Origin of the sequence: Staphylococcus simulans (assembly GCF_047037175.1) — a bacterium.
In the GTDB taxonomy this organism is placed as follows: Bacteria; Bacillota; Bacilli; order Staphylococcales; family Staphylococcaceae; genus Staphylococcus; species Staphylococcus simulans_C.
In genome coordinates, this window is the sequence record NZ_CP178241.1 from 665,051 (window position 1) to 689,521 (window position 24,471).

General features: G+C 35.3%; 24 protein-coding genes. 2 read left to right on the forward strand and 22 right to left on the reverse strand.

All coding sequences use genetic code 11. The annotated features are described in order from the left end of the window. Positions 1 to 45: 45 nt before the first annotated feature. Positions 46 to 966, reverse strand: a complete 921-nt coding sequence (gene rnz / locus ACFCT9_RS03120; RefSeq protein ID WP_412520762.1) for a ribonuclease Z — start codon at positions 964 to 966, stop codon at positions 46 to 48. 137 nt (positions 967 to 1,103) lie between these two features. Between rnz and zwf the strand changes: the two genes are divergently transcribed. Together zwf and ACFCT9_RS03130 are read left to right on the forward strand one after the other, a co-directional pair. Next, positions 1,104 to 2,588 carry a glucose-6-phosphate dehydrogenase gene (zwf, locus tag ACFCT9_RS03125; protein ID WP_412520764.1) on the forward strand — a complete coding sequence of 495 codons (1,485 nt, stop codon included), beginning with the start codon at positions 1,104 to 1,106 and terminating at the stop codon, positions 2,586 to 2,588. 135 nt (positions 2,589 to 2,723) lie between these two features. Beyond that, positions 2,724 to 3,578, forward strand: a complete 855-nt coding sequence (locus ACFCT9_RS03130) for an effector binding domain-containing protein (protein WP_412520766.1) — start codon at positions 2,724 to 2,726, stop codon at positions 3,576 to 3,578. A 57-nt stretch (positions 3,579 to 3,635) separates the two neighbouring features. On the opposite strand, the gene gndA is transcribed toward ACFCT9_RS03130, so the two are convergent. The 21 genes from gndA to ACFCT9_RS03235 all read right to left on the reverse strand — a co-directional run bounded on the left by gndA (position 3,636) and on the right by ACFCT9_RS03235 (position 24,264). Further along, a complete protein-coding gene (gene gndA / locus ACFCT9_RS03135) occupies positions 3,636 to 5,045 on the reverse strand; it encodes an NADP-dependent phosphogluconate dehydrogenase (RefSeq protein WP_412520768.1) in 1,410 nt (469 codons plus the stop codon). Between the two features lie 81 nt (positions 5,046 to 5,126). After that, a complete protein-coding gene (locus ACFCT9_RS03140; protein WP_412520770.1) occupies positions 5,127 to 6,251 on the reverse strand; it encodes a M20/M25/M40 family metallo-hydrolase in 1,125 nt (374 codons plus the stop codon). 334 nt (positions 6,252 to 6,585) lie between these two features. After that, positions 6,586 to 7,563 (reverse strand): aromatic acid exporter family protein, encoded by a 978-nt coding sequence (locus tag ACFCT9_RS03145; protein WP_412520772.1) that lies wholly within the window; start codon positions 7,561 to 7,563, stop codon positions 6,586 to 6,588. Between the two features lie 11 nt (positions 7,564 to 7,574). Beyond that, the gene (gene brxB, locus ACFCT9_RS03150; RefSeq protein ID WP_412520774.1) at positions 7,575 to 8,012 is read right to left on the reverse strand and encodes a bacilliredoxin BrxB; all 438 of its coding nucleotides are present in this window, start codon (positions 8,010 to 8,012) and stop codon (positions 7,575 to 7,577) included. A gap of 96 nt (positions 8,013 to 8,108) precedes the next feature. After that, positions 8,109 to 9,392 (reverse strand): dihydrolipoamide acetyltransferase family protein, encoded by a 1,284-nt coding sequence (locus ACFCT9_RS03155; RefSeq protein ID WP_412520776.1) that lies wholly within the window; start codon positions 9,390 to 9,392, stop codon positions 8,109 to 8,111. 19 nt (positions 9,393 to 9,411) lie between these two features. After that, positions 9,412 to 10,395: an alpha-ketoacid dehydrogenase subunit beta gene (locus tag ACFCT9_RS03160; protein ID WP_412520778.1), complete on the reverse strand. Its 984-nt coding sequence runs from the start codon at positions 10,393 to 10,395 to the stop codon at positions 9,412 to 9,414. After that, positions 10,395 to 11,387, reverse strand: coding sequence for a thiamine pyrophosphate-dependent dehydrogenase E1 component subunit alpha (locus tag ACFCT9_RS03165; RefSeq protein ID WP_412520780.1), 993 nt, complete (start codon positions 11,385 to 11,387; stop codon positions 10,395 to 10,397). Before ACFCT9_RS03165 ends, ACFCT9_RS03160 begins: the two co-directional genes overlap by 1 nt. Positions 11,388 to 11,405: 18 nt before the next feature. Further along, the gene (gene lpdA / locus ACFCT9_RS03170; RefSeq protein WP_412520782.1) at positions 11,406 to 12,830 is read right to left on the reverse strand and encodes a dihydrolipoyl dehydrogenase; all 1,425 of its coding nucleotides are present in this window, start codon (positions 12,828 to 12,830) and stop codon (positions 11,406 to 11,408) included. A gap of 10 nt (positions 12,831 to 12,840) precedes the next feature. Beyond that, a complete protein-coding gene (gene buk / locus ACFCT9_RS03175) occupies positions 12,841 to 13,899 on the reverse strand; it encodes a butyrate kinase (RefSeq protein WP_412520784.1) in 1,059 nt (352 codons plus the stop codon). A 197-nt stretch (positions 13,900 to 14,096) separates the two neighbouring features. Further along, complete coding sequence (locus ACFCT9_RS03180) at positions 14,097 to 14,984, reverse strand: phosphate acyltransferase (RefSeq protein ID WP_412520786.1); 888 nt, start codon at positions 14,982 to 14,984, stop codon at positions 14,097 to 14,099. A 27-nt stretch (positions 14,985 to 15,011) separates the two neighbouring features. Then, complete coding sequence (recN, locus tag ACFCT9_RS03185; RefSeq protein ID WP_412520788.1) at positions 15,012 to 16,688, reverse strand: DNA repair protein RecN; 1,677 nt, start codon at positions 16,686 to 16,688, stop codon at positions 15,012 to 15,014. A gap of 14 nt (positions 16,689 to 16,702) precedes the next feature. Continuing rightward, on the reverse strand, positions 16,703 to 17,155 hold the full coding sequence (gene ahrC, locus ACFCT9_RS03190) for a transcriptional regulator AhrC/ArgR (RefSeq protein WP_412520790.1): 453 nt from the start codon (positions 17,153 to 17,155) through the stop codon (positions 16,703 to 16,705). Positions 17,156 to 17,333: 178 nt separating this feature from the next. After that, positions 17,334 to 18,209: a polyprenyl synthetase family protein gene (locus tag ACFCT9_RS03195; RefSeq protein WP_412520792.1), complete on the reverse strand. Its 876-nt coding sequence runs from the start codon at positions 18,207 to 18,209 to the stop codon at positions 17,334 to 17,336. Continuing rightward, the gene (locus tag ACFCT9_RS03200) at positions 18,202 to 18,435 is read right to left on the reverse strand and encodes an exodeoxyribonuclease VII small subunit (RefSeq protein ID WP_412520794.1); all 234 of its coding nucleotides are present in this window, start codon (positions 18,433 to 18,435) and stop codon (positions 18,202 to 18,204) included. The genes ACFCT9_RS03195 and ACFCT9_RS03200 overlap by 8 nt, the downstream gene beginning before the upstream one ends. Further along, positions 18,428 to 19,768 (reverse strand): exodeoxyribonuclease VII large subunit, encoded by a 1,341-nt coding sequence (gene xseA, locus ACFCT9_RS03205; RefSeq protein WP_412520796.1) that lies wholly within the window; start codon positions 19,766 to 19,768, stop codon positions 18,428 to 18,430. The genes ACFCT9_RS03200 and xseA overlap by 8 nt, the downstream gene beginning before the upstream one ends. Before the next feature lie 15 nt (positions 19,769 to 19,783). Continuing rightward, the gene (gene nusB, locus ACFCT9_RS03210; protein WP_412520798.1) at positions 19,784 to 20,173 is read right to left on the reverse strand and encodes a transcription antitermination factor NusB; all 390 of its coding nucleotides are present in this window, start codon (positions 20,171 to 20,173) and stop codon (positions 19,784 to 19,786) included. 20 nt (positions 20,174 to 20,193) lie between these two features. Continuing rightward, the gene (locus ACFCT9_RS03215; RefSeq protein ID WP_412520800.1) at positions 20,194 to 20,565 is read right to left on the reverse strand and encodes an Asp23/Gls24 family envelope stress response protein; all 372 of its coding nucleotides are present in this window, start codon (positions 20,563 to 20,565) and stop codon (positions 20,194 to 20,196) included. A gap of 14 nt (positions 20,566 to 20,579) precedes the next feature. Beyond that, positions 20,580 to 21,932: an acetyl-CoA carboxylase biotin carboxylase subunit gene (gene accC / locus ACFCT9_RS03220; RefSeq protein ID WP_412520802.1), complete on the reverse strand. Its 1,353-nt coding sequence runs from the start codon at positions 21,930 to 21,932 to the stop codon at positions 20,580 to 20,582. A 2-nt stretch (positions 21,933 to 21,934) separates the two neighbouring features. Next, positions 21,935 to 22,408 (reverse strand): acetyl-CoA carboxylase biotin carboxyl carrier protein, encoded by a 474-nt coding sequence (gene accB, locus ACFCT9_RS03225; protein ID WP_412520804.1) that lies wholly within the window; start codon positions 22,406 to 22,408, stop codon positions 21,935 to 21,937. A 212-nt stretch (positions 22,409 to 22,620) separates the two neighbouring features. Next, entirely contained in the window at positions 22,621 to 23,178 is a 558-nt protein-coding gene (gene efp, locus ACFCT9_RS03230; RefSeq protein ID WP_412520806.1) for an elongation factor P, read from the reverse strand. Between the two features lie 27 nt (positions 23,179 to 23,205). Continuing rightward, on the reverse strand, positions 23,206 to 24,264 hold the full coding sequence (locus ACFCT9_RS03235) for a M24 family metallopeptidase (RefSeq protein WP_412520808.1): 1,059 nt from the start codon (positions 24,262 to 24,264) through the stop codon (positions 23,206 to 23,208). Between the last annotated feature and the right edge of the window lie 207 nt (positions 24,265 to 24,471).

Here is a 24,471-nt window from a genome sequence, read left to right on the forward strand (position 1 = left end):
ATAAAATGAAATGCTGAGACAGTTTAATGATCTGCCTCAGCATTTTTATATTTCAAATGCATCAAAATCTCTTACAAACTTGAATTTCAGGTGTGGATAATGTTCTTGCAACTCAGCATATAAAACATCGATATCACTCAGGTTATAACGGTTACTGATATGATTCAGTAATGCTTGTTTAGCATGAGAAGCTTCCAATAGTTGTAAGACATCTGAAATATGACTATGATGATGACTATCTGCTAATGTACGATCACCATCAATATATGTAGCTTCATGGACAATTACATCTACATCTTCAGCTAATTTATGTTCATTTTCACAAGGCATTGTATCGCCGAATATTGCGATTTTAGGTCCTATCTTGTCAGAACCTTTAAATTGTGATGAATCATATGTCTGATTGTTAAATGTGAATGTATCATGTGCTTTAACTTCTTGATATTTTGGACCTGGTTCCATACCAATTGCTGTTAATGCTGCAACATCTACTTTTCCTGGTGTTGTCGGTGCTTCAATACGATAACCGAATGATGGTATCCCGTGATTCAAAGCATATGCACTGATGGTAAATCCTTTATGATGATAATGTAATTGTTCATCAATTTCTATAAATGTTACTGGATAATTTAACCTTGATAATGAGGCTTGTAATGTCATCTCAACATAATTTTTGATACCTCTTGGTCCAATGATTGTCAGTGGTTTATCTTCACCGCCTTGAAATGAACGACTCGTTAATAAACCGGGTAAACCGAATATATGATCCCCATGCATATGGGTAATAAATATATGGTCTATTTTTCCAAGTTTTATTGAATGATGTAAGATTTGATGCTGTGTCCCTTCTCCTACATCGAATAGCCATATAGAATTTGAATAAGGTTCTAAGTTGAGCGCTATTGCTTGTGTATTGCGTTCTTTGGTTGGCAACGCCGCTCCAGTACCTAAAAATGTAATTTCCATGATAACGCTCCTCTCTACTCGTTAGTGTACCATATCTAAATAAACAATCACGAAGAAATTTAAGCATAAATGTGTTACATTAATTCTTCATAGTTTATAATAATAGCATATCTAATAAAGAATTGAGGTTTTGAATCTTGAGTAACAAAAGAAAGCATATACCATGTTTGATAACAATTTTTGGCGCAACTGGTGATTTAAGTCATCGTAAGCTATTTCCTTCACTATTCCATTTATACCAACAAGATAATTTAGACGAACATGTTGCAATCATTGGTATTGGCCGTCGTGACTATTCAAATGAGCATTTCCGCAACCAAGTGAAGGCATCTATTCAAGCTCATGTAAAAGATACAAAACACCTTGATCAATTTATGAACCATGTATTTTATTTCAAACATGATGTCAGCGAAGAACAAAGCTATGATGATTTATTGAAATTCAGTAACCAACTCGATTCAGAATTCGGTTTACAAGGAAATCGCCTATTCTACTTAGCAATGGCACCTAATTTCTTTGGTTTAGTTACGGATTACTTAAAATCATCTGGTTTAACTAAGACAAGTGGATTCAAACGCCTTGTAATTGAAAAACCATTCGGCAGTGATTTGGCTTCAGCTGAAAAATTAAACAAACAAATAAGAAAATCATTTAAAGAAAATGAAATTTATCGTATTGACCATTATCTTGGTAAGGATATGGTACAAAACATCGAAGTATTACGATTTGCCAATGCGATGTTTGAACCTTTATGGAACAATAAATACATTTCAAATATTCAAGTGACTTCATCTGAAATTTTAGGTGTTGAAGACCGCGGCGGTTATTATGAATCAAGCGGTGCGTTGAAAGATATGTTCCAAAACCATATGCTTCAAATGGTAGCGTTGTTAGCGATGGAACCGCCTATCAGTTTAAATAGTGCGGATATCCGTGCTGAAAAGGTAAAAGTATTGAAGTCGTTGCAACCGTTGGATTCTGAAGCGGTACGTACAAACTTTGTACGTGGTCAATATGATGTTGGTGAAATTGATGGCAAGCATGTTAAAAGCTATCGTGAAGAAGATCGAGTGAGTGAAGATTCAATCACCCCTACTTTTGTTTCTGGTAAAGTAATGATTGATAACTTCCGTTGGGCAGGTGTGCCGTTCTACATTCGTACGGGTAAACGTATGAAACGTAAATCAATTCAAGTTGTTGTAGAATTCAAAGAAGTACCAATGAACTTGTATTATGAAAAAGATAAACATTTAGATTCTAACTTATTGGTAATCAACATCCAACCTAACGAAGGGGTATCGATTCATTTAAATGCGAAGAAAAATGTACAAGGCATTGAAACTGAACCCGTTCAACTTTCATATTCAATGAGTGCACAAGATAAAATGAATACTGTTGATGCCTATGAAAACTTATTATTCGACTGTCTCAAAGGCGATGCAACTAACTTCACGCATTGGGAAGAATTAAAATCAACATGGAAATATGTTGATGCAGTTCAAGAAGAATGGGATCAAGTGGCGCCTGACTTCCCTAACTATAAATCAGGTACAAACGGTCCATTAACAAGTGAATTGTTGTTAAGTCGTGATGGATTCCATTGGTGGGACGATATACATTAATTTCAATTTAAATTTATAATGACAAGACGGTGTCACAACATGATACTGTCTTGTCTTTTTTAACCTCTTTTTGTAGGAAAGTCATGGAAAAGTACGGTATAATATAGAACAATAGTAATTTTAGGAGTGAGCAGTTTGGACGTTATCAAGCAAATACAACAGGCCATTGTTTATATCGAGGACCGTGTATATGAGCCTTTTCATTTGCAAGATTTAAGCGATTACGTTGGCCTTTCTCCCATGCATCTAGATCAGTCTTTTAAGATGATTGTCGGCTTATCTCCTAGCGAGTATGCAGAAGCTAGAAAATTAACGAAAGCAGCTGAAGATGTAATTGTAGGGGCTTTTCGTTTAGTAGATATTGCAAAAAAGTATCATTATGAAGATACAAATGACTTTGCGAATGCATTTAGTGATTATCACGGCATTTCCCCCATTCAAGCCAAATTGAAGCAAGATGAATTGAAAATGCAAGAAAGATTATACTTAAGAATTGCAACGACGGATCGACCGCCTTATTCATATAGATTAGAAAAATCTGAAGAGCATGCTTTAGTCGGTTATGCTAAGTTTGTGAACACGGAAAACTTAAGCAACCCATTCCTTGTTGCTGATTTTTTAGAAGATTTATTAGTAGACGGTAAAATCAAGGAGCTTGAACGCTATAATGACGTGAGCCCGCATGAGTTATTTGTTGTAAAGTGCCCGTTGGAAAATGGCGTAGAAGTATTTATCGGAGTTCCGAGTGAGCGTTATCCAGCGCATTTAGAAAGTCGCTTTTTACCTTCACGACAATATGCAAAGTTTAATTTGCAAGGTGAAATTGATTTTGCGGTCAATGAAGCATGGCACTATATTGAGACAAGATTACAGTTGACCATGCCCTATGAAACTGAGGCATTGTATGTAGAGGTTTATCCATTTGATATTTCATTTGATAATTCTTTCACTAAAATGCAATTATGGTTACCTGTCGACTTAGATGAGTAACTAAAGTTAAAGCACGCAATCAGAAAAAACTGATTGCGTGCTTTTTAGATGTAACTATTATTTTTCTTCAGCCCAATGTGTATGGAATGTACCTTCTTGGTCTTTACGTTGATAAGTGTGAGCACCGAAGTAGTCACGTTGTGCTTGGATTAAGTTTGCTGGTAAGTTTTCTGAACGATAACTATCAAAGTAATTAATGCTTGCAGCAAATCCTGGTGTAGGTACACCGTTTGCAACACTTTCAGCTACAACATCACGTAATGCTGATTGGTAATTTGTTACGATATCTTTAAAGTAAGGATCTAATAATAAGTTTTGTAATTCTGAGTTATTATCATAAGCCTCTTTAATTTTTTGTAAGAATTGTGCACGAATGATACAACCTGCTCTCCAGATCATTGCTAAATCACCAAGTTGTAAGTTCCATTCGTTTTCTTCACTTGCTTTACGCATTTGTGCAAAACCTTGTGCATATGAACAAATTTTACTCATATAAAGCGCTTTACGGATTTTTTCTAAGAACTCTTCTTTATTACCTTCAAATTTTGGTGAAGGTCCTGTTAATTCTTTAGAAGCAGCGACACGTTCGTCTTTCATTGAAGAGATGAAACGTGCGAATACAGATTCTGTAATGATTGTTAATGGTACGCCAAGTTCTAATGCGTTAATTGAAGTCCATTTACCAGTACCTTTTTGTCCTGCTTTATCCATTACTTTTTCAACTAATGGTGAGCCGTCTTCATCAAGTTTGTTGAAGATTTCACCAGTAATTTCAATTAGATAACTTTCAAGTTCGCCTGCATTCCATTCTTTGAATGTTTTTGCGATTTCAGTATGTGACATATGCAATGCATCTTTCATTAATGCATAACTTTCAGCGATTAACTGCATATCTGCATATTCAATACCATTGTGTACCATTTTAACGTAATGGCCAGCACCATCTGGACCAATGTATGTTACACATGGTGCACCATCATCAGCTTTTGCTGAGATAGCTTCTAAGATATCAGCGACTTTATCATAAGCTTCTTTTTGACCGCCAGGCATGATTGAAGGACCAGTGAGTGCGCCTACTTCTCCACCTGATACACCAGTACCGATAAAGTTGATGCCGCTTTCTGCTAAAGCTTTGTTACGACGAATTGTATCTTGATAGTTTGTATTACCACCATCGATTAAGATATCACCATCATCTAGTAATGGTAATAAGCCTTCGATTGTTGCATCCGTTGCTGGACCTGCTTTAACCATTAAAAGAATTTTACGTGGACGTTCTAGTGAATTTACAAATTCTTCTAAAGAATAAGTGGGGTGAATATTTTTGCCTTTTGATTCCTCTACCATAGTGTCAGTTTTTTCTTTTGAGCGGTTATAAACTGAAACTGTATAGCCACGAGATTCAATATTCCAAGCTAGGTTTTTACCCATTACGGCTAAGCCGACTACACCAATTTGTTGCGTCATATTACTTACCTCTCTTTGATAAAAATTTTCTATTTTATTGTATCACAATTAGCGTTCCTGCTCACTCTTTCACGCTTAAAATCAAGCGCTAGTTAATTCTACGATTTTAAGTAATTGTTCCGCTAATAGATTCAATGATTTAATTTCCATTCTTTCTTCAGTAGTATGGATATTTTGATAACCAATACCTATAATCACAGTTGGTATGCCAAGTGTATTGATAATGTTTCCGTCAGATCCACCGCCAGCAACAACAGTGTTACCGCTTAATCCTAAGCTTTGTGCACTTTTTACGGCATAATGTGTAACTTCTGCATCTTCTGCAACTTTAAATCCTTGATAACTTGTACTAGTAATGACATCAGCAGAACAGCCATATGCTTCTGCTGTTTCTTCAAATACTTGTTTCATATGGTTGATTTGGGCATTAATTTTATCGCTATCATGTGAGCGTGCTTCAGCGTGAAGTGTCACTTCATCAGCGACGATATTGGTTGCGGAGCCTCCAGTAAAGCTACCAATATTTGCGGTAGTTTCATGGTCAATTTTACCCAACTTCATTTTGCTGACTGCTTTCGCAGCAATATTAATGGCGCTTACGCCTTTATCTGGCGTACTTGCATGTGCTTTTTTACCATGAATCACAGCACTTAACTTCATTTGTGTTGGTGCGCCTAATACAGTCGTACCAATCGGAGCACTAGCATCTACCGCATATCCGAATTTCGCATCTAACAATTTAGGATCAAGTGCTTTCGCACCTAATAAGCCAGATTCTTCACCGACTGTAATAACAAATTGAATTTGGCCGTGTGGGATTTCATTCTCATTTAAAACATGGATTAATTCAAATAATGCTGCTAAACCAGCTTTATCATCTGCACCTAATACAGTTGTACCATCTGAATAAATATACCCGTCATCTTTGACGATAGGTTTAACACCAATCCCTGGGGCAACAGTGTCCATATGGCTTGTAAAATAAATTTTTTGGGTTTTATTTTGATTTTCTGTTGCTGCAAGTGTACAGATTAAGTTATTAGCACCTAAACCAGGTTGCTCACTTGCATGATCTTCTTTTACTGTTAAACCTAAATTTTCAAACTTCTCTTTAAGAATTGGCTGTATAATTTCTTCATGACCGGTTTCAGAGTCAATTTGTACCAATTCTAAAAATGTTTCTAGTAAACGTTGTTCGTTAATCATATTTTAACCCCTTCCTACTACTATATTTAGTGTATACGATTTATGTACTTTGTAAAACATATATGTTCAAAAAATAGGTTAAAATCATGATATAATAATTTGTAAGCGTTACGTTGAAAACAGTACCATATTGATTTAAAATAATGTACTATATTTACAATTAAGAAGAAAGTTTATCTGGAGGAGAATAACGTGTTCAAAGGAAAAGTTTCAAAAATCGTTATTATCGTTATGTTAGTAGCGGTAATCGTTGCACTTATATTATCAAGTTTAGCGCCATTAATGCAGTAAGAGAAAACGAGGATGATCTATGAAAATGATCACCCTCGCTTTTTTATATTTCATCATAAAGTTTTAACGATCCAAAATGAGATTTGATTTGTAAATAACGCTCAAGTTCACTTACAATTTGTATTTCATTAGCACGATTGATTAAAGCCTCTTTGGACTGAGGCAAAGATTGATCATAAAGATCAATATGTAAATCATAAAGTGAGTACAGTCGTATCGCAGTATAATCATTACTATTAACATTTGTAGCTATCTCAGCAAAGAGGTTGCCTAATCGATGCATGATTTTATCTTCTGATTTGATATTTTTTAATAAGTGTTCAATACGTTCAATGATTTCTAATTGTTCCTCTCTCATATCAAAATAATGATAGTAAGAGTTTTCATTACGAACAAAATGATTTTTTACATCTCTGAATGCGTAAGACTTGGCCTTCTGAATTTCCAATTCTATTTTTTTAAGCGGCACATCAATTGGATAATCTACATCAAAACATGATTTACTAAATATATCGAAAGTATTGGTAAATTGTTTCTCTATTTTATGTTTGTATTCCTTCAATTGTTTATCAAGGCTTGGCATAATTAGATTCATAATAAAAGCGATACCTAAGCCGACAATTAACAGTAACACTTCATTAATAAATAGATGTAAATCAATCACTTTAGCGTTAAACACATGTAATAAGATAACGCAGCTTGTGATAATACCCTCTTGTACGCCTAAAACGACTGTTAAAGGTATGAAGAATAACACGATTAAACCTAATACAATTGCATTTTGACCAAGCATACTAAAAACAACGGATCCTAATATTAAGATAAGAATACAGGATACAAAACGAGAAACAATTGCTTGTAGGGAATGTACTTTAGTATGTTTAATACACAAAACAACTAAAATGGCACTTGAAGAAAAATTATCTAAACCAATTAATTTGGCAATAATTATTCCAAGTGCCATTCCTACAGCAGTCTTTATCGTTCTAAATCCTATTTTATAGGGATTAAAACGCTTCATCTGCTTACCTCTTATCGTTCTTCACAATATTTTTCGAATAAATTTTGAAGTTGTGTAATAACATCCATAATATCATGGCCTTCGATTTGATGACGTTCAATCATTTCAGCAATTTTACCATCTTTTACGAGCGCGAATGATGGACTTGATGGTGCATAACCTTCAAAATAATCTCTTGCTTGTTGTGTTGCTTCTTTATCTTGACCAGCAAATACTGAAACCAAACGGTCAGGAAGCTTGTCGTAATGTAAAGAATGTTCAGCAGCTGGACGTGCAATGCCGCCTGCACAACCACAAACTGAGTTAATCATTACAAGTGTTGTACCGTCTTGTTTTAAAACAGCATCTACTTCTTCTGGTGTTGTAAGTTGTTCATAACCTGCATTTTCAATCTCTTTACGTGCTTGTTCAACAACATCGTTCATATATAAATCGAAATTTAAATCCATATCGAAATCACCTTTCAGTTCTTAATAACGTTCTATTTTATTCTACTAATTAATTTAGTAATCTTCAACAGGATAAACTTTAATGGATAGAACAGATTAATAAATATGTGTGTGTTCGATTGTATATTGTTCGATTCTATTTTTAATTGTGTTCATGAAACGTCCTGCTTGCAAGCCATCTAAAATTCGATGGTCAATTGAAATACATAGGTTGACCATATTGCGAATCGCAATCATATCGTCAATAACGACTGGTTTTTTCACAATAGATTCTACTTGTAAAATAGCAGCTTGCGGATGGTTGATAATACCCATTGATGAGACCGAACCAAAAGTACCTGTATTATTGACAGTAAATGTACCGCCTTGTAAGTCAGCTTGCGTTAACTTGTTTTGACGTGCTTTTTGTGCTAATTCATTAATTTCACGCGCAATACCTTTAATTGATTTTTCATCAGCATGATGGATAACAGGAGTAAATAATTTGTCTTCAACCGCAACTGCAATTGAGATATTGATATCTTTATGCACTTTGATTTCAGAACCTTGCCAACTACTGTTCAACATTGGGAATTCTTTTAATGCTTCCGCAACTGCTTTGACAAAGAATGCGAAGAAAGTTAAGTTATAACCTTCTTTTTCTTTAAATTGTTTTTTATAGTGATTTCTTGTTTTAACTAAGTTTGTCGCATCAGTTTCAATCATCATCCATGCGTGTGGAATTTCTGATACACTTTGAACCATATGTTTAGCAATCGCTTTACGGACACCATTCACTGGTACAGAATCTGCTGGAACATCAGATTGTTTTGGTGAAGCAGATGGTTGATGTTCGATTTCGTTTGTAGGTTCACTTTGCGTTGATGTTGACGCAGCTTGTGTTGATACAGATTCTGGATGTGCAATCGCATATTCTACATCTTTTTTAGTGACGCGTCCATCGAAGCCTGTTCCTTTTACTTGTGTTAGATCAATTTGATGTTCAGATGCTAATTTGAAGACAACAGGTGAATATCTGCCATTGTTTAATGGCTGATTTGAACTTTGTTTAGCTTCAGCTTGTGGTTCTGTTGTTTGATTTTCAGTTGTCTCTACATCTGAAGTTGGTTGTTGTTCTGATTTGGCCACTGAACCTTCTTCTGACGCACCTTCTACTTCAATTTCACAAATTGGTGTGCCAACACTGATCGTTTCTCCAGCTTCAACCAAAATTTTTGTAATTGTCCCTGCTTCAGTTGAGGGTACTTCAGCTGTGACTTTATCTGTAATAACCTCACAAATAGGCTCGTATTCTTCAATAGTGTCGCCGACTGCTACTAACCACTGTTCTATTGTACCTTCATGGACACTTTCTCCGAGTTTCGGCATTTTGATTTCCATTTGATAAGCCTCCTATATTTTAAAAACGTGCAAGTTCTAACATTTTCGCTTTGATTTTGTCCGGATTCATCATGAATTCATCTTCTAATGGTGGTGAGAATGGCATAGATGGAACATCTGGACCTGCTAAACGCATAATTGGTGCATCTAAATCGAATAAACAATTTTCAGCAATAATTGCTGCGACTTCTGACATAATGCTACCTTCAAGATTATCTTCAGTTACGAGTAAAATCTTACCTGTACGTTTAGCACGTTCAATAATTGTTTCTTTGTCTAATGGATAGACCGTTCGTAAGTCTACAACTTCTACATCTATACCCTCTTCTGCTAGAACATCTGCGGCTTGTAAACTGTAATTAACGCATAGACCATAAGTAAAGACTGTAATATCATTGCCTTCACGTTTTACATCTGCCTTACCTAACGGTACCGTATAATATTCCTCTGGCACCTCTTCTTTAAGTAAACGATAGGCTTTCTTATGTTCGAAATAAAGCACAGGGTCGTTTGATTCTACAGCAGCTAAAAGTAATCCTTTCGCATCATACGGTGTAGATGGAATAACTATTGTTAAACCTGGTGTAGAGGCAAAGACACTCTCAATACTTTGAGAATGATATAAAGCACCATGTATACCACCGCCGAATGGTGCGCGAATTGTGATTGGTGAATTCCAATCATTATTTGAACGATAGCGCATTTTAGCAGCTTCACTCATAATTTGGTTCGTTGCTGGTAAAATATATTCCGCAAATTGAATTTCAGCAATAGGGCGTTTACCTAACATTGAGGCACCAATTGCTGTACCGACAATATTTGATTCAGCTAACGGTGTATCAATCACACGTTCAATCCCGTATTTTTCTTGTAATCCTAAAGTTACACCGAATACGCCGCCTTTTTTACCGACATCTTCACCTAAAACAAAGACATTCTCGTCTTTCTCCATCGCTTGATCTATTGCTTGTTTAATTGCGGCTAAGTAAGTTAATTTCGCCATTATTCAAGCCCTCCCTCTTCATAAACAAATGTATACGTTTCACTTGGATCTGGATAAGGAGAAGCTTCTGCTTCTTTTGTTGCTTTATTGACTGTCGCTTTATTCTCTTTTTCAATTTCATCGAACCAAGCTTGGTCAACAATGCCTAAATCCATTAAATGTGCTTTAAATTTGATGTTGCAATCTTGAGATTTCAATCCTTCTCTGATCTCAGGACTACGATATTGATCATCGTCATCAGAAGAGTGTGCCGTCATTCTAGTACACATTGCCTCTATTAAAGTAGAACCTTCACCATTTAAAGCTCTTTCACGTGCTTCATGCATCGCTTTATACATGGCAATCGGGTCGTTGCCATCTACTCTTTCACCATGGATACCATAACCTAATGCACGATCAGAAAGTTTTTCTGCAGCATATTGTAAGTGTGTTGGTACTGAAATCGCATACTCATTATTTTCGATAACACAGATGAATGGCAGTTTTTGGACACCCGCAAAGTTAAGTCCTTCATGGAAGTCACCTTGGTTTGATGTACCTTCACCTAATGTTGCCATCGCAATGTTTGGTTTACGATCCATTTTCAGTGCTAACGCTGCACCGACACCTTGTAAGACTTGTGTTCCTACTGGTGAACTTTGTGATAGGATACCAACAGATTTTTTACTATAGTGTGAAGGCATTTGTTTACCTCCTGAGTTGATATCACCTTTTTTGCCGAAAGCTGACATCATTGTTTCAGTCGGAGTAATACCTAGATATGTGATTAATGCTAAATCACGATAATATGGTGCAGAAACATCGCCTTTTTCCATCGCAAATGCCATACCGATTTGTGCTGCTTCTTGACCTTGGCAACTAATAACGAAAGGAATTTTGCCTGCACGGTTTAAGAGCCACATTCTCTCATCTAATTTGCGGCCAAGATCCATCCATTTATACATTTCTTTTAAATCATTTTCGGTCAGACCGGCAGATTTATAATCCATCATTTTTATTTCCTCCTCATATTACGCATGAACAGAGCGTTTTGCTGCTTTAAGTCCAGCTTCCATTAAAACTTCTGATAATGAAGGATGCGCATGTGTTGTAAGTCCTAATTCAAGCGTAGATCCATTCATAAATTGAAGTAATGCCACTTCATTGATTAACTCAGTTACATGTGGACCAATCATACTTAATCCTAATACAGAATCTGTTTCTTGGTCTACAACCACTTCACAAAAGCCATCTTGTTGATTAGCATCTTCAATGACAGCTTTGCCAATCGCTTTAAATGGAACTTTAAAGCTACGTGCTTTTTTATAGTTTGCTGCTTTTGCTTGTTCTACATTCATACCGATTGAAGCGATTTCTGGGTAAGTATAGACACATTTTGGAATTGCATTATAATCAACTGGGATTACTGATTCTTCAAACATTGCTTCTACAGCTGTTGTACCTTCTTTAGAGCCTGCATGTGCGAGTTGCAGTTTTCCGATACAATCTCCTGCAGCATAAATATGTTGTTCGTTAGTTTGCTGTTTGTCATTGACTTCAATAAAACCTTTGTCATCTAATTTGATTTTAGTATTATTCAAGCCGATATCATCTGTATTTGGTTTACGACCTACTGCTAATAAAATGTTGTCGACTTGAACAGAATCATCACCTATTTTGACTTCAGCTGAATCTTCATTAAGTTGAATATGCTCTTTTGATAGTTGGACTTGTTCATGAATTTGTACGCCTCTATCAGTTAAATGTTTCTTTAAAGTTTGTGTGACTGATTTATTTTCAGCAGGCAAGATGCGTTCCCCTGCTTCAATAACTGTTACTTCTACACCAAAATCATTTAATAATGAGGCAAATTCCATGCCGATAACGCCGCCACCAATAATCGCAATAGATTTAGGCAACTTCGTCATTTTTAGAATATCTGTACTTGAAAGTACAACCTGATGATCAAATGACAAGAATGGTAACTTTGCAGGTCTTGACCCTGTAGCAATTAACACGTAATCATTTGGAATCAGTTCAGAAGTTCCATCTTCATATTCGACGGAAATTGTGCCTGGTTGCGGTGAGAAGATAGACGAACCTAAGATACGTCCAGTCCCATTATAAATATCGATGTGGTTATGTTGCATTAAGTGCTTTACACCTGTATGCATTTGGGCAACGATATCATTTTTTCGTTCGAAAACTTTGTCATAATTTAAATTAAACGCATCTGTTTCAATGCCATATGCCCCAGCATGTTTTACTGTATGTAATACTTCAGCTGACTTTAATAGAGCTTTAGTAGGAATACATCCTTTATGCAGACATGTGCCACCGAGTAATTGATTTTCTACAATCGCGACTTTTTTACCTAATTGAGATGCGCGAATACCTGCAACATACCCTGCAGTTCCGCCACCTAGAATAACTAAATCATATTGTTCTTCTGCCATAGTTGATCTCCTAACTATATATTTTTACTTCTTCTCTTAAATGAACAGCTTCGTAAACTTGAGTTGCGAGTGCTTCCATTTCTAACTCGCCTGGATAAACACTGACAGGTGCAATCCACTCAACGTATGCTTGTATCTTACTTGTAATCAATGGACTGTACGCAATCCCGCCTGTGATAATGATTTGATCGATATCACCTTTAAAGACGACTGCTCTTTCACCTATTGTTTTAGCGATTTGATAAATCATGGAGTCTAAAATTAATTTAATTTCTGTGTTGCTTTCATATTGTTCAACTAGTTGTTTGATGCTGTTAGTTGAACATAGATTGATGATGCCTGCTTGTTTGCTGATAAAGTGCTTGAGTTGTTCAAGTGAAAATTGATGTTGCATCCCAAATTCATAAAGCAACTCATTGGGAATACTTCCAGCCCGCTCTGGACTCATTGGACCTTCACCATATAAACCTTCATTCACATCTACTACTTTACCATGCTTATGTGCACCCACTGTAATGCCGCCGCCCATATGTACAACTATGACATTAACCTTATCATAAGTTGAATGAATAGATTTCGCATATTGACGTGCAACGGCTTTTTGATTTAACGCATGGAACACACTTCTGCGCTGTATCCCTTTAATCCCTGTTAGTCTGGCGATATCCATTAATTCATCAACCACGACAGGATCAACAATAAATACAGGGACTTTTAATAACGCTCCTAATTTATACCCGATAATACCGCTTAAATTTGAAGCGTGTTCACCATATTTGAACGATGTTAAATCTTCATACATTTTGGTGTTCACTTGATATGTGCCACCTGCGATAGGTTTTAGTAAGCCACCGCGACATGCGATGGCATCTATGCTTTCCATACCGGGTGTGTTTGCTTCTATAAATGATTTAATGGTATCGATTCGATAGGATTGCTGTTCAAGAAGCGGCTTTTGTGAAATGTTCAAATCATGTTGAATCGTTTCTATTGATATACATGTTTCATTTTGAAAAAAGCCGACTTTTGATGAGGTACTCCCTAAATTTATGATTAAAATATTGGTCATATCTTTCACCTGCTTAATATTTCTTTCATGATGCAGTATTCATGCATTCTCAAAACTACCCTTTATATTTTACCTTAATCTAGTATTCAATTAAAAGTAATCTCCTATAAAAGTAAGCAAATGTTACTATCATAGAGTTAAATTTCATGAAAAAAGCTCTTCTATTTTAAATAAGAAGAACTTTTTTCATCAACATATTATAATGTATGCAATGCTAAAATAGCAGAATTCACTTTATTTTGTATTGAATCTGCACGAGAGGTTAAAACAATCGGGAATTTGGAACCTAAAATTAAATTTGCTGTTTGTGCATGTGCAAAATAAGTCAATGATTTGTATAAAGTATTACCAACATCTAAGTGTGGAACTATTAAAACATCAACATCCCCTGCAATATCGGATTCAATGCCTTTCTCAATAGCACTTTCTTTATCAATCGCATTATCGAACGCAAAAGGCCCTTCTACATTTAAAAATGTGTGTTGTTTAAAATGTGCAGCAATTTCTGCAGCATCAACAGATGAAGGGATTTTAGTCGTAGGATGCTCTAAAGATGAAAGTAAACCAACATTTAAAGTTTCATAACCAATTTGTTTCGCAAAGGTTTCAATATTCTCTATCATATGGATGCGGTCGTCAATACTCGGCTTTACGTTTAAAGCGACATCACTAATCATCAACATTTTGTGATAAGAAGGAATATCAAAACATGCAACATGATTTAAAAATCGTCGGTCATCCATAAATGTTTTATGTCTCAAAACAAAAGATAAAATTTCAGATGAAGGCAAATTACCTTTCATCAAAACCTGAATAATCTTTGAATCTAAGTCATCTGCACATTTTGTAAATACGTCCTCACGTTCTTCGAATGTTCGTAAGTGAATTCGATTAAGCAATTCACCTTCAATATTGAATGAACGTATTAATTCAGTTGGATCTTTAGTACCATAGAGCGTTACATGACATTCTGTCTGTTTTAGCAATTGTACAATTGCGGCTATTGTCTTCTCGTCATTCGCAAATAAAACACCAATGTTACCTTGTAAGGTCTTGGTATTAGAAATCAGTGTTTCAAATTCCATAGCTAATCCCCTCTCATTTTAAATCAATTACAACGCGTGGTTTTGTTCAATCATTTCTTTAGCATTTTCTCTAGTCAATTTCGTAACGTTCGCTCCAGAAATCATTCTTGCAACTTCATCTATACGATTATCGCCAGTAAGTTCTTCAACATGTGTCGTTGTTCTATCGTCTTGTGATGCTTTGCTGATTAATAAATGATGATCACTCATCGATGCAACTTGTGGTAAATGTGAAATACAAATCACTTGAATATACTCTGAAATGGCACGCATTTTTTCTGCCATTTTTTGTGCAGCAATCCCTGAAACGCCTGAATCAACTTCATCAAATAAAATGGCTGTTTGGCCTCTTGATTTAACAAAAATGCTTTTTAAAGCTAACATGATACGAGAAAGTTCCCCGCCAGAAGCAATTTTTGCTAAACTTTTTAGAGGTTCGCCTTTATTAGGACTAATTAATATTTCTATTCTTTCAATACCCTCTGCATTCGGTTCGTCTAACGGTTTAAATGAGATTTCGAGATTTGCATCTTTCATTTGTAAGTTTTGGATTTCATCTACAATATGATCTCTTAATTCGCGTGCGACCTTGCGTCTTTCTTTTGACAGCATTTGTCCTTCTTGACTGAGTTGTGTTTTAAGTTGTGAAATCTCTTCTTTTAAGTTAGCGGTACTTTGTTCATAATTTTCTATTTTGTTTATTTCGTCATCTAATTTTGCCTGATATTGAATTAAACTTGAGATATCTTTCCCGTATTTGCGTTTAAGATTATTAAGTAAATTCATACGAGATTCTAATTCGTTTAAGTATTGTTCATCAAATTCAGTATTTGACAGTTCATCGTATAACTCATGTTTAGCATCTTCAAGCGTATAGTAAAATTGATCGACTTGTTCTTTTAATTCAGTGAACTTTTTCGGAATAATTTCATCAATGTTCGCAAGTTGGATACTTAATTCGTATAATCGATCTGGAATTGCTTGTTCATCCGTTAATGTTGCATGTGCTGCATTTAACGCTAAACTTAAATTTTCAGAATTCTGAATACGCTTAATATCTGCTTCGAGCTGCTCGATTTCGCCTTCTTGCAGATTCGCTTCTGACAGTTCATCGGCTTGAAACTTCATTAAGTCTAATCTTTGTAATAACGCTTGGTCAGCAGATTCTAATTCGTTTAGTTCATGTGTTTTCGCTTTAAATGATTGATAGGTATTTTGGTATTGTTTCAATATGTCATCATATTTGCCATCAGAATACGAATCAATCAGTTGAAGATGATATTTTTGTTTCAACAATGATTGTGTTTCATGTTGACCATGGATATCAAGCAAATCTTGCATGATTAAACGCAAGTCATGCAAAGTCACAGTTTGATTGTTGACTTTGCATAAGCTTTTACCTGAACTGAAGATTTCTCTTTTAACGATTAAGAAATCTTCGTCTGCATCCACTTCTAACGCATTGAGTGTATGGATAACTTCTGGATTATTATCTATATCAAAGATACCTTCTATAGTTGCTTTCTTTTCGCCATGACGAACATAATCTGAAGATGCGCGCATACCTATAAGCTGTCCAATAGCATCGATGATGATAGATTTACCTGAACCAGTTTCACCGCTCAATACGGTTAGTCCATCTCCAAAGTTAATTTCTAATTCATCAATGATAGCAAACTGTTTAATTGTTAGTGTTTGTAACATGGCTCATCGCTTCCTTATAACAAATTAAAAATACGTGTTTTGATTGCATTTGCAGCTTCTTCATCGTGACAAATGAGTAAACATGTATCATCGCCGCAAATTGTACCGAGTACTTCATCCCAATCAATTTGGTCTAGAATCGCACCGATAGATTGTGCGTTACCTGGAAGTGTTTTAAGTACTAATAAATTGCCTGTTCCTTCTATATTGACGAAAGAATCCATTAAATAACGTCCAAGTTTTTCTAAAGGATGATATTTTCTATCATTAGGTAAACTATAAATGTATTGTCCTGTTGGTGCAGGTACTTTGATTAATTGTAATTCTTTAATATCTCTTGAAACGGTTGCTTGAGTTACATTCAAATCAAATTGATTTAAACGTTTAACCAATTCATCTTGAGTTTCAACCTGCTCAGTGGATATGATTTCTCTTATTTTTATGTGTCTTACTGATTTTTTAGCCACTTTTTTACACCTCAAATTACGAATATTTATACAATCATAGTATCACATGTTCACACAAAATGCTTTGATTTTCATCTAATTCACAACTTCTATACAAATTACAAGTGCATATTTATAAAACTTTATAAATAGAAATAAGCTAAGTCACAATTGTAAAATTAGGACTCAGCTTATTATTTTAGTGATCGCGTTTGTAGAATAACTCTGTTAATGATTCAAGCTCAGATGTATCGTATTGTTTATCAGATAATTGTTTCAAGCATGCATTTGCTTGAGCAACATGGTATTGAAGTCGTTGTTCTGTTTCTTCCAAACCAAGTAAAGTTACGTATGTACTTTTATGATTCTTCTCATCACTACCTACAGGTTTGCCTAACTTTTCAGCATCACCATAAACATCTAATAAATCATCTTTAATTTGGAAAATTAAGCCTAAATGTTCACTATACGTATCAAGTATCTCTGATATTTCAGCATCAACTTTTGCGATAGTAGCACCAGCATTTATCGCAAAAGATAATAATGCACCCGTTTTTTCACGATGGATTTGTTGTAAAGTTTCTAAAGCAATTTTTTTATTTTCACTTTCCATATCCAACGTTTGACCGCCAATCATACCTAAATGTCCACTTGCATCAGAAAGTTGAGTCGTTAGCGCAACTTTTGTTTCGGCGTCAATCGCAGTATCTGTGTTGATTAAATTGAACGCTTTTGTTAATAACGCATCACCAGCAAGCAGTGCTTTCCATTCACCATATACTTTATGGTTGGTTAATTTCCCCCTACGATAATCATCATCATCCATAGCAGGTAAATCATCATGAATAAGAGAGTATGTGTGCACCATTTCCAAAGCTAAAGCTGTACGAATACCCTTCGTGTAAGCATGATCTTTTGAAAGCATTTTTAAAGTTTCTAATAATAATACTGGACGAATACGTTTTCCCCCAGCTTCAAGAGAATAACGCATGCTTTCTTCTAAATTAGTGCCAAGCGGTGAATTAGGAATCGTTTCTAATAGCTGTTGGTTAATCATTTCAATCAATTTATTCATTTTCATTCTCACCTGATACGTCAGCTTGTTCTCCATCATTAGATTTCATAAGGTCGTTCACTTTCTTTTCTGCGTTTTTAAGTGTTTCATCGCAAGATGCAGAAAGTTTCATTCCTCTTTGATATAAATCTAAGGCTTCTTCTAAAGAAACAGTTTCGTTATCTAATTTTTTGACAATGTTTTCTAATTCTTCCATCATGTTTTCGAAACTTTGCTCATTACTCATCTATATTGCACCTAACTTTCTTAACTATTGCATCAACTTCTCCATCTTTCATGGTCAGATTGATGTGGTCATTAGCTTTTAATGATTGCGTACTGGTAATCACTTGATCGTCTTTATTAACAATTGTATAGCCGCGCAACATCGTGTTTGTCGGACTTAAGTTATTTAAGCTTTCTAATCGTTGTGTCAATTTCGTCTTAGCCTGATTCAAGATATTCGTTATCGACTTATTGAGTACTTTGTCCAATTGTGATTTATCTATGATTGCCTGTTTTGTACGCTGTTGTAAATCTCTTGTGTTGATACGGTTGCTTAATAAATCAATACGTTGACGTAATTGTGAAAGTTGATTTGTCATCACTAGACTTAATTGTCTTTCAAGTTCATCACGTCGCTGTATCTGTTGATCATATAACAAAAAGGGTTGTTTAAATTTATAATAAGAAGCGACATGTTCTAAATGCTTTTTCTTATTATTAATCAATTGGACGATATGTCTTGATAAACTCAGTTCAATTTGTTTAATATACTGTGTCAATTCTACTTGATCAGGTGTCGCAATAACAGCAGCTTGTGTCGGTGTCGCAGCTCTGACGTCAGCTACAAAGTCACTGAGTGTAAAGTCTGTTTCATGGCCAACAGCCGAAATGACAGGTGTCTGTGTATTGAAAATAGCACGAACGACGTCTTCTTCGTTAAAATTCCACAAATCCTCAATAGAACCGCCGCCACGTCCTAAAATAATGACATCTGCGCCAAGTGTATCAGCATACTTCAATTTTTCTACAATGTCATCTTTGGCTTGAGCACCTTGAACGAGTGTACTAATTTGTATCTGTTCAACGAGCGGGAATCGGCTGTTGATTGTAGAGTGAATGTCTCGTATTGCTGCACCTGTGCTTGCTGTAAGCACTGCAATTTTTTTAGGGAACTTTGGAATCGGCTTTTTATGACTCATGTCAAATAAACCTTGTTTCGTTAAGGCGTTTTTCAATTCTTCTAGACGCTGATAAAGGTTTCCTATACCGTCTAAATGCATTTTATTAACATAGATTTGATAATTGCCACGTCGTTCATACACACTGACACGTGCCTCTATTAAAACCTCATCGCCTTCTTTAGGTGTGAAATCTAGCTTCCCAGCTTGAGCTTTAAACATCATCGCATTCACTACACTATTGTTATCTTTCAAATTAAAGTATAGATGGCCACTGCTGTGACGTTTAAAGTTAGACAATTCACCTTTTAGTAAAACAGATTGCAGGTGCGGATCTTGGTCGAATTTATATTTTATATATTTAGTTAAGGCTGTAACACTTAAATAATCGGACATACGTATCACTCTATCCTATTGATTTAAATTACTTAATACACCGTTGATAAAACGATAATGATCTTCATCACTGAATTGTTTAGCAAGTTCTACAGCTTCATTAATTACCACTTTAGGCGGTGTATCACTGTGATCAAGTTCAAAAGCAGCGATTCTTAAAATAATTCTATCTGACTTTAATAAACGAGAGATTTTCCAGTCTTTTAAATTCTCTTGGATTTTTTGATCAAGCACAGGTTCGTGATCCTTTACGCCTGATACTAACCAGTGAATGAAATCGAATTCTAAATCCGGATAATCATCTTTAATAAAATTAATGGCTTCATCTATAGATAAATCTGTATTCTTCATTTCAAGTTGAAACAATGCTTGAAATGCTTGGCTTCTTGATTCTTTACGACTCATTGAGCGTGCTCCTTTGTTACTTATTTCTTGTTATTTTCAACTTCAATATGTGTGATATGAACGTTGACTTGTTTAGGAACTATAGTTGTCATATTGCTGAGGGAATTGAAAATTGTTTGTTGAATTTCCAATGCTGTTTGAGAGATGTTGATACCATACTTAAACTCACAGAATACATCTATATAAATTCCATCATCTTTCGTTTCAAGTTTAATCCCTTTTGTTAAATTTTTACGATTTAACTTTTCAGGTGAAGCATTTTTAATTTCAGCAAAGTGTCCAGTCAGTCCATCGATTTCAGATGTCGCAATACTTGCAATTGAAATTAAAACTTCTGGTGAAATTTCTACTCTGCCTAATTGTGCATGTGTATCTTCGGATACTTTTACCATGAGAATGCCTCCTTCTAATCTTCTTTCATAATGTCGTTTTGTTCTAAGAATTTAGTGCTATACTGTCCGCTATTGAAAATATCATTTTGTAATAAGCGAATATGGAATGGGATGGTTGTATCAATGCCTAAAACTAAGAATTCACTTAAGGCACGTAAACCTGCCATAATGGTTTCTTCACGATTTGGTTCATGAACAATTAATTTAGCAACCATTGAATCATAGTAAGGCGGAATTGTGTAATTTGTATAGCATGCTGATTCTATTCTTACACCATAGCCTCCTGGTGCTAAATACTGTGTGATTTTACCTGGTGATGGCATAAAGTTTTTATATGGATTTTCGGCATTAATACGAAACTCCATCGCATGTCCATTAATTTTAATGTCATCTTGTGTAAATGGTAATGGTTCACCCATTGCGACTAGTAATTGCAGTTTTACTAAATCAATACCCGTAACCATTTCTGTAACAGGATGTTCAACCTGTATTCTGGTATTCATTTCCATAAAGTAATACTCATCAGTATCTAGGTCGTAGATATATTCAATCGTTCCTGCATTTTCATAATTAACGGCTTTGGCTGCTCTAATGGATGCTTGACCCATTTCATGTCTTTTCTCTGGAGTTAGTATTGGTGATGGTGCTTCTTCAACCAACTTTTGCATGCGTCGTTGAATTGTACAATCACGTTCACCTAATTGGATGACATTGCCAAATTGATCTCCGATAATTTGGAATTCAATATGACGGAAATTCTCGATGAATTTCTCAAGATAAAGACCACCATTACCAAAAGCAGTTTCTGCCTCTTGTTGCGTCATTTTATATCCGTTTTCTAATTCTTTTTCGTCTCTTGCTACACGGATTCCTTTACCGCCGCCCCCTGCTGTGGCTTTAATGATAACTGGATAACCGATTTCTTCTGCAGTTTTTTTAGCGTCTTCGATTGAATCTACTAGACCATCACTACCTGGTACCACTGGAACATTAGCAGCAATCATTTCATCTTTTGCTACGTCTTTAATCCCCATTTTTTGGATGGATTCATAACTTGGACCTACAAATTTAAGCTGGCATGCTTCGCATAATTCTGCGAAATCCCCATTTTCTGCCAAGAATCCATAACCCGGATGTACAGCGTCACATCCAGTAGAAGTAGCGATAGATAAGATATTTGGAATGTTTAAATATGAATCTTTAGATTGTGTTGGACCCACACAGTACGCTTCATCAGCAATTTGAGTATGTAGTGCTTCTTTATCCCCTTCAGAATAAATCGCAACCGTGTGTAACCCTAAGTCCTTACACGCTCTGATGATTCTAACGGCTATTTCGCCGCGGTTAGCAATTAAAACTTTTTTCATAATTATTTCACCTTAAATAACGGTTGGCCATACTCTACCATTTGTCCGTCTTCAACTAAAATTTCAGTGATTTCCCCAGAAACTTCTGCTTGAATTTCATTAAATAATTTCATTGCTTCTAAAATACATACTGTTGAATCATTTGAAACAGTATCCCCAACTTTTACATAAGCTTCTTCTTCTGGTGACGGTGATTTATAGAATGTTCCTACCATAGGTGCATTAATTGTTTTCCCTTGATCAGCTTCTGAATTTGCAGCAGAAGAACCTTCGCTGACAGCTGAATCATTTTGTACAGGTGCTGGCGCAGCTGCTTGTGCAGGGTAAGCTTGTTGAGAAATCTGTGGTGTAATAATTTCTCTTTCTTTTTCTTTCTTTAAGTTAATGATACTTCCCTTATTATCTTCTATATTAATCTCAGTTAGATTTGAATTATCTAGTATTTCAATTAATTCCTTGATTTCTTTAAAATTCATAGTACTGCTCCTTCAGATTGATTTTACTCTTCTTGTATATTTTACTTGACTGAAATTATCAATTCAAGCATATCACTGTAACTTTAAACATTGTCGTGATGTGAAATAACTATAACAAAAGAAAAGAACCCCTTTCATTCATCCACTCCATCAACCAAAATTTGTTGGTTTACATTAAGGAATTAGATGTTAGAAAAGGGGTCATTTAAAATTTAGGCTCTTGAAACGTAACTGCCGTCGCCAGTGTTGATTACGAGAACGTCTCCTTCGTTAACGAAAAGAGGTACGTTTAGCGTATATCCAGTTTCTACTGTCGCTGATTTAGTTGCACCAGTTGCAGTATCACCTTTAATACCAGGCTCAGTTTCTGTTACTGTAAGCTCAACAGTTTTTGGTAATTCTAAACCAATTGTTTCGCCTTCATAAGTTTGAATTTGAACTTCCATGTTAGCTTTCAAGTATTTTAATGCGTCTTCTAAATAATCTCCAGGTAATTCAGTTTGTTCAAATGATTGATTGTCCATGAATACATGAGTGTCACCATCTGCATATAAGTATTGCATGCGGTGGTTTTCAATCATTGCTGGTTCTACTTTTTCACCTGCGCGGAATGTTTTTTCTTGAATTGCACCAGTTCTTAAGTTTCTCAATTTAGAACGAACAAATGCAGAACCTTTACCTGGTTTTACATGTTGGAATTCAATAACTTTCCAAATACCATTATCAACAGATATTGTTAAACCTGTTTTAAAATCATTAACCGAAATCATTCAGTTTCCTCCTCATATACGCTTTCATTATAAAATAATAAGGTCTTTTGTGCATTTAGTAAAGACTTCATTACCATTTTCTGTAATTAAGATATCATCTTCAATTCTAATGCCGCCTAGTCCTTCTATATAGATACCCGGTTCTACAGTTACGCAATTATTAGGTACTAATACATAATCAGACTGTTTTGTAAGCATTGGTTGTTCATGAATCTCTAATCCAATACCATGACCTGTTGAGTGGCCAAAGTTTTCACCATAGCCATAACTTGCAATAATATCACGTGCGATAGCATCTGCTTCCTTACCAGTCATGCCTGCTTTAATTTGTGCTACAGCTGCTTTTTGTGCTTCTAATACAATATTATAAGCTTCAACCAGCTTAGGATCAGGTTGACCAATTGCAAATGTACGTGTGATATCAGAAACATAACCGTTATAGTAAGCACCGAAGTCTAAAGTAATCAAATCACCTTCTTCAATGACTTTGTCACTAGCGACACCATGTGGTAAAGCACCGCGATATCCAGAAGCAACGATAGTATCAAATGAAGGACCGCTCGCACCTAATTTTAACATTTTGCTTTCTAATTCTGCTTTTAATTCTTGTTCAGTCATACCTGCTTTCGCAATACTTAAAATATATTCATACGCTTCATCAACAATTTCTGCAGCTTTCTGAATCGTATCGATCTCAGATTGATCTTTAATAGCTCTGATGTCTTCAATCACACTGCCGACACTTTGATATTCAACGTCTGAATCATTTAGTTGTTGGAAAGTATCATAGCTGACCATATGACCCTCAAATCCAGCTTTTTTGACACCGTTTTGTTCAAGTACAGATTTAACTTCATCAATTAAACCGGCAGAACGATTCACAATTTCGTATTCAGAAGCTTGATTCGTTGCTTGATCAATATAACGGAAATCTGTGATTAAAAAACGACGTTCAGGTGTAATCACTAATGCACCACTTGTGCCAGTAAAACCTGATAAATAACGTCTGTTGTAATCTGATAAGACAACTAATGCATCTAAGTTGTTATCAGAAATAATTTGGTTTGCTTTTTCAATTCTAGACATACATACTCCTCCTATGTAATGCTTAATCATGTAATTTTATGGAGCTGTGATATTGACTTTATCACTTTATTATAATCAAAGTTTATCACAAAGCGTATAGAACTATAAGCGTTTATACCTCATAAAACAGAAGATTCCGATAAAAGTAGAAACTGAAATATAAGAAACTAAGAACTAAATATGATAAAATATTGCTATAATATTTGC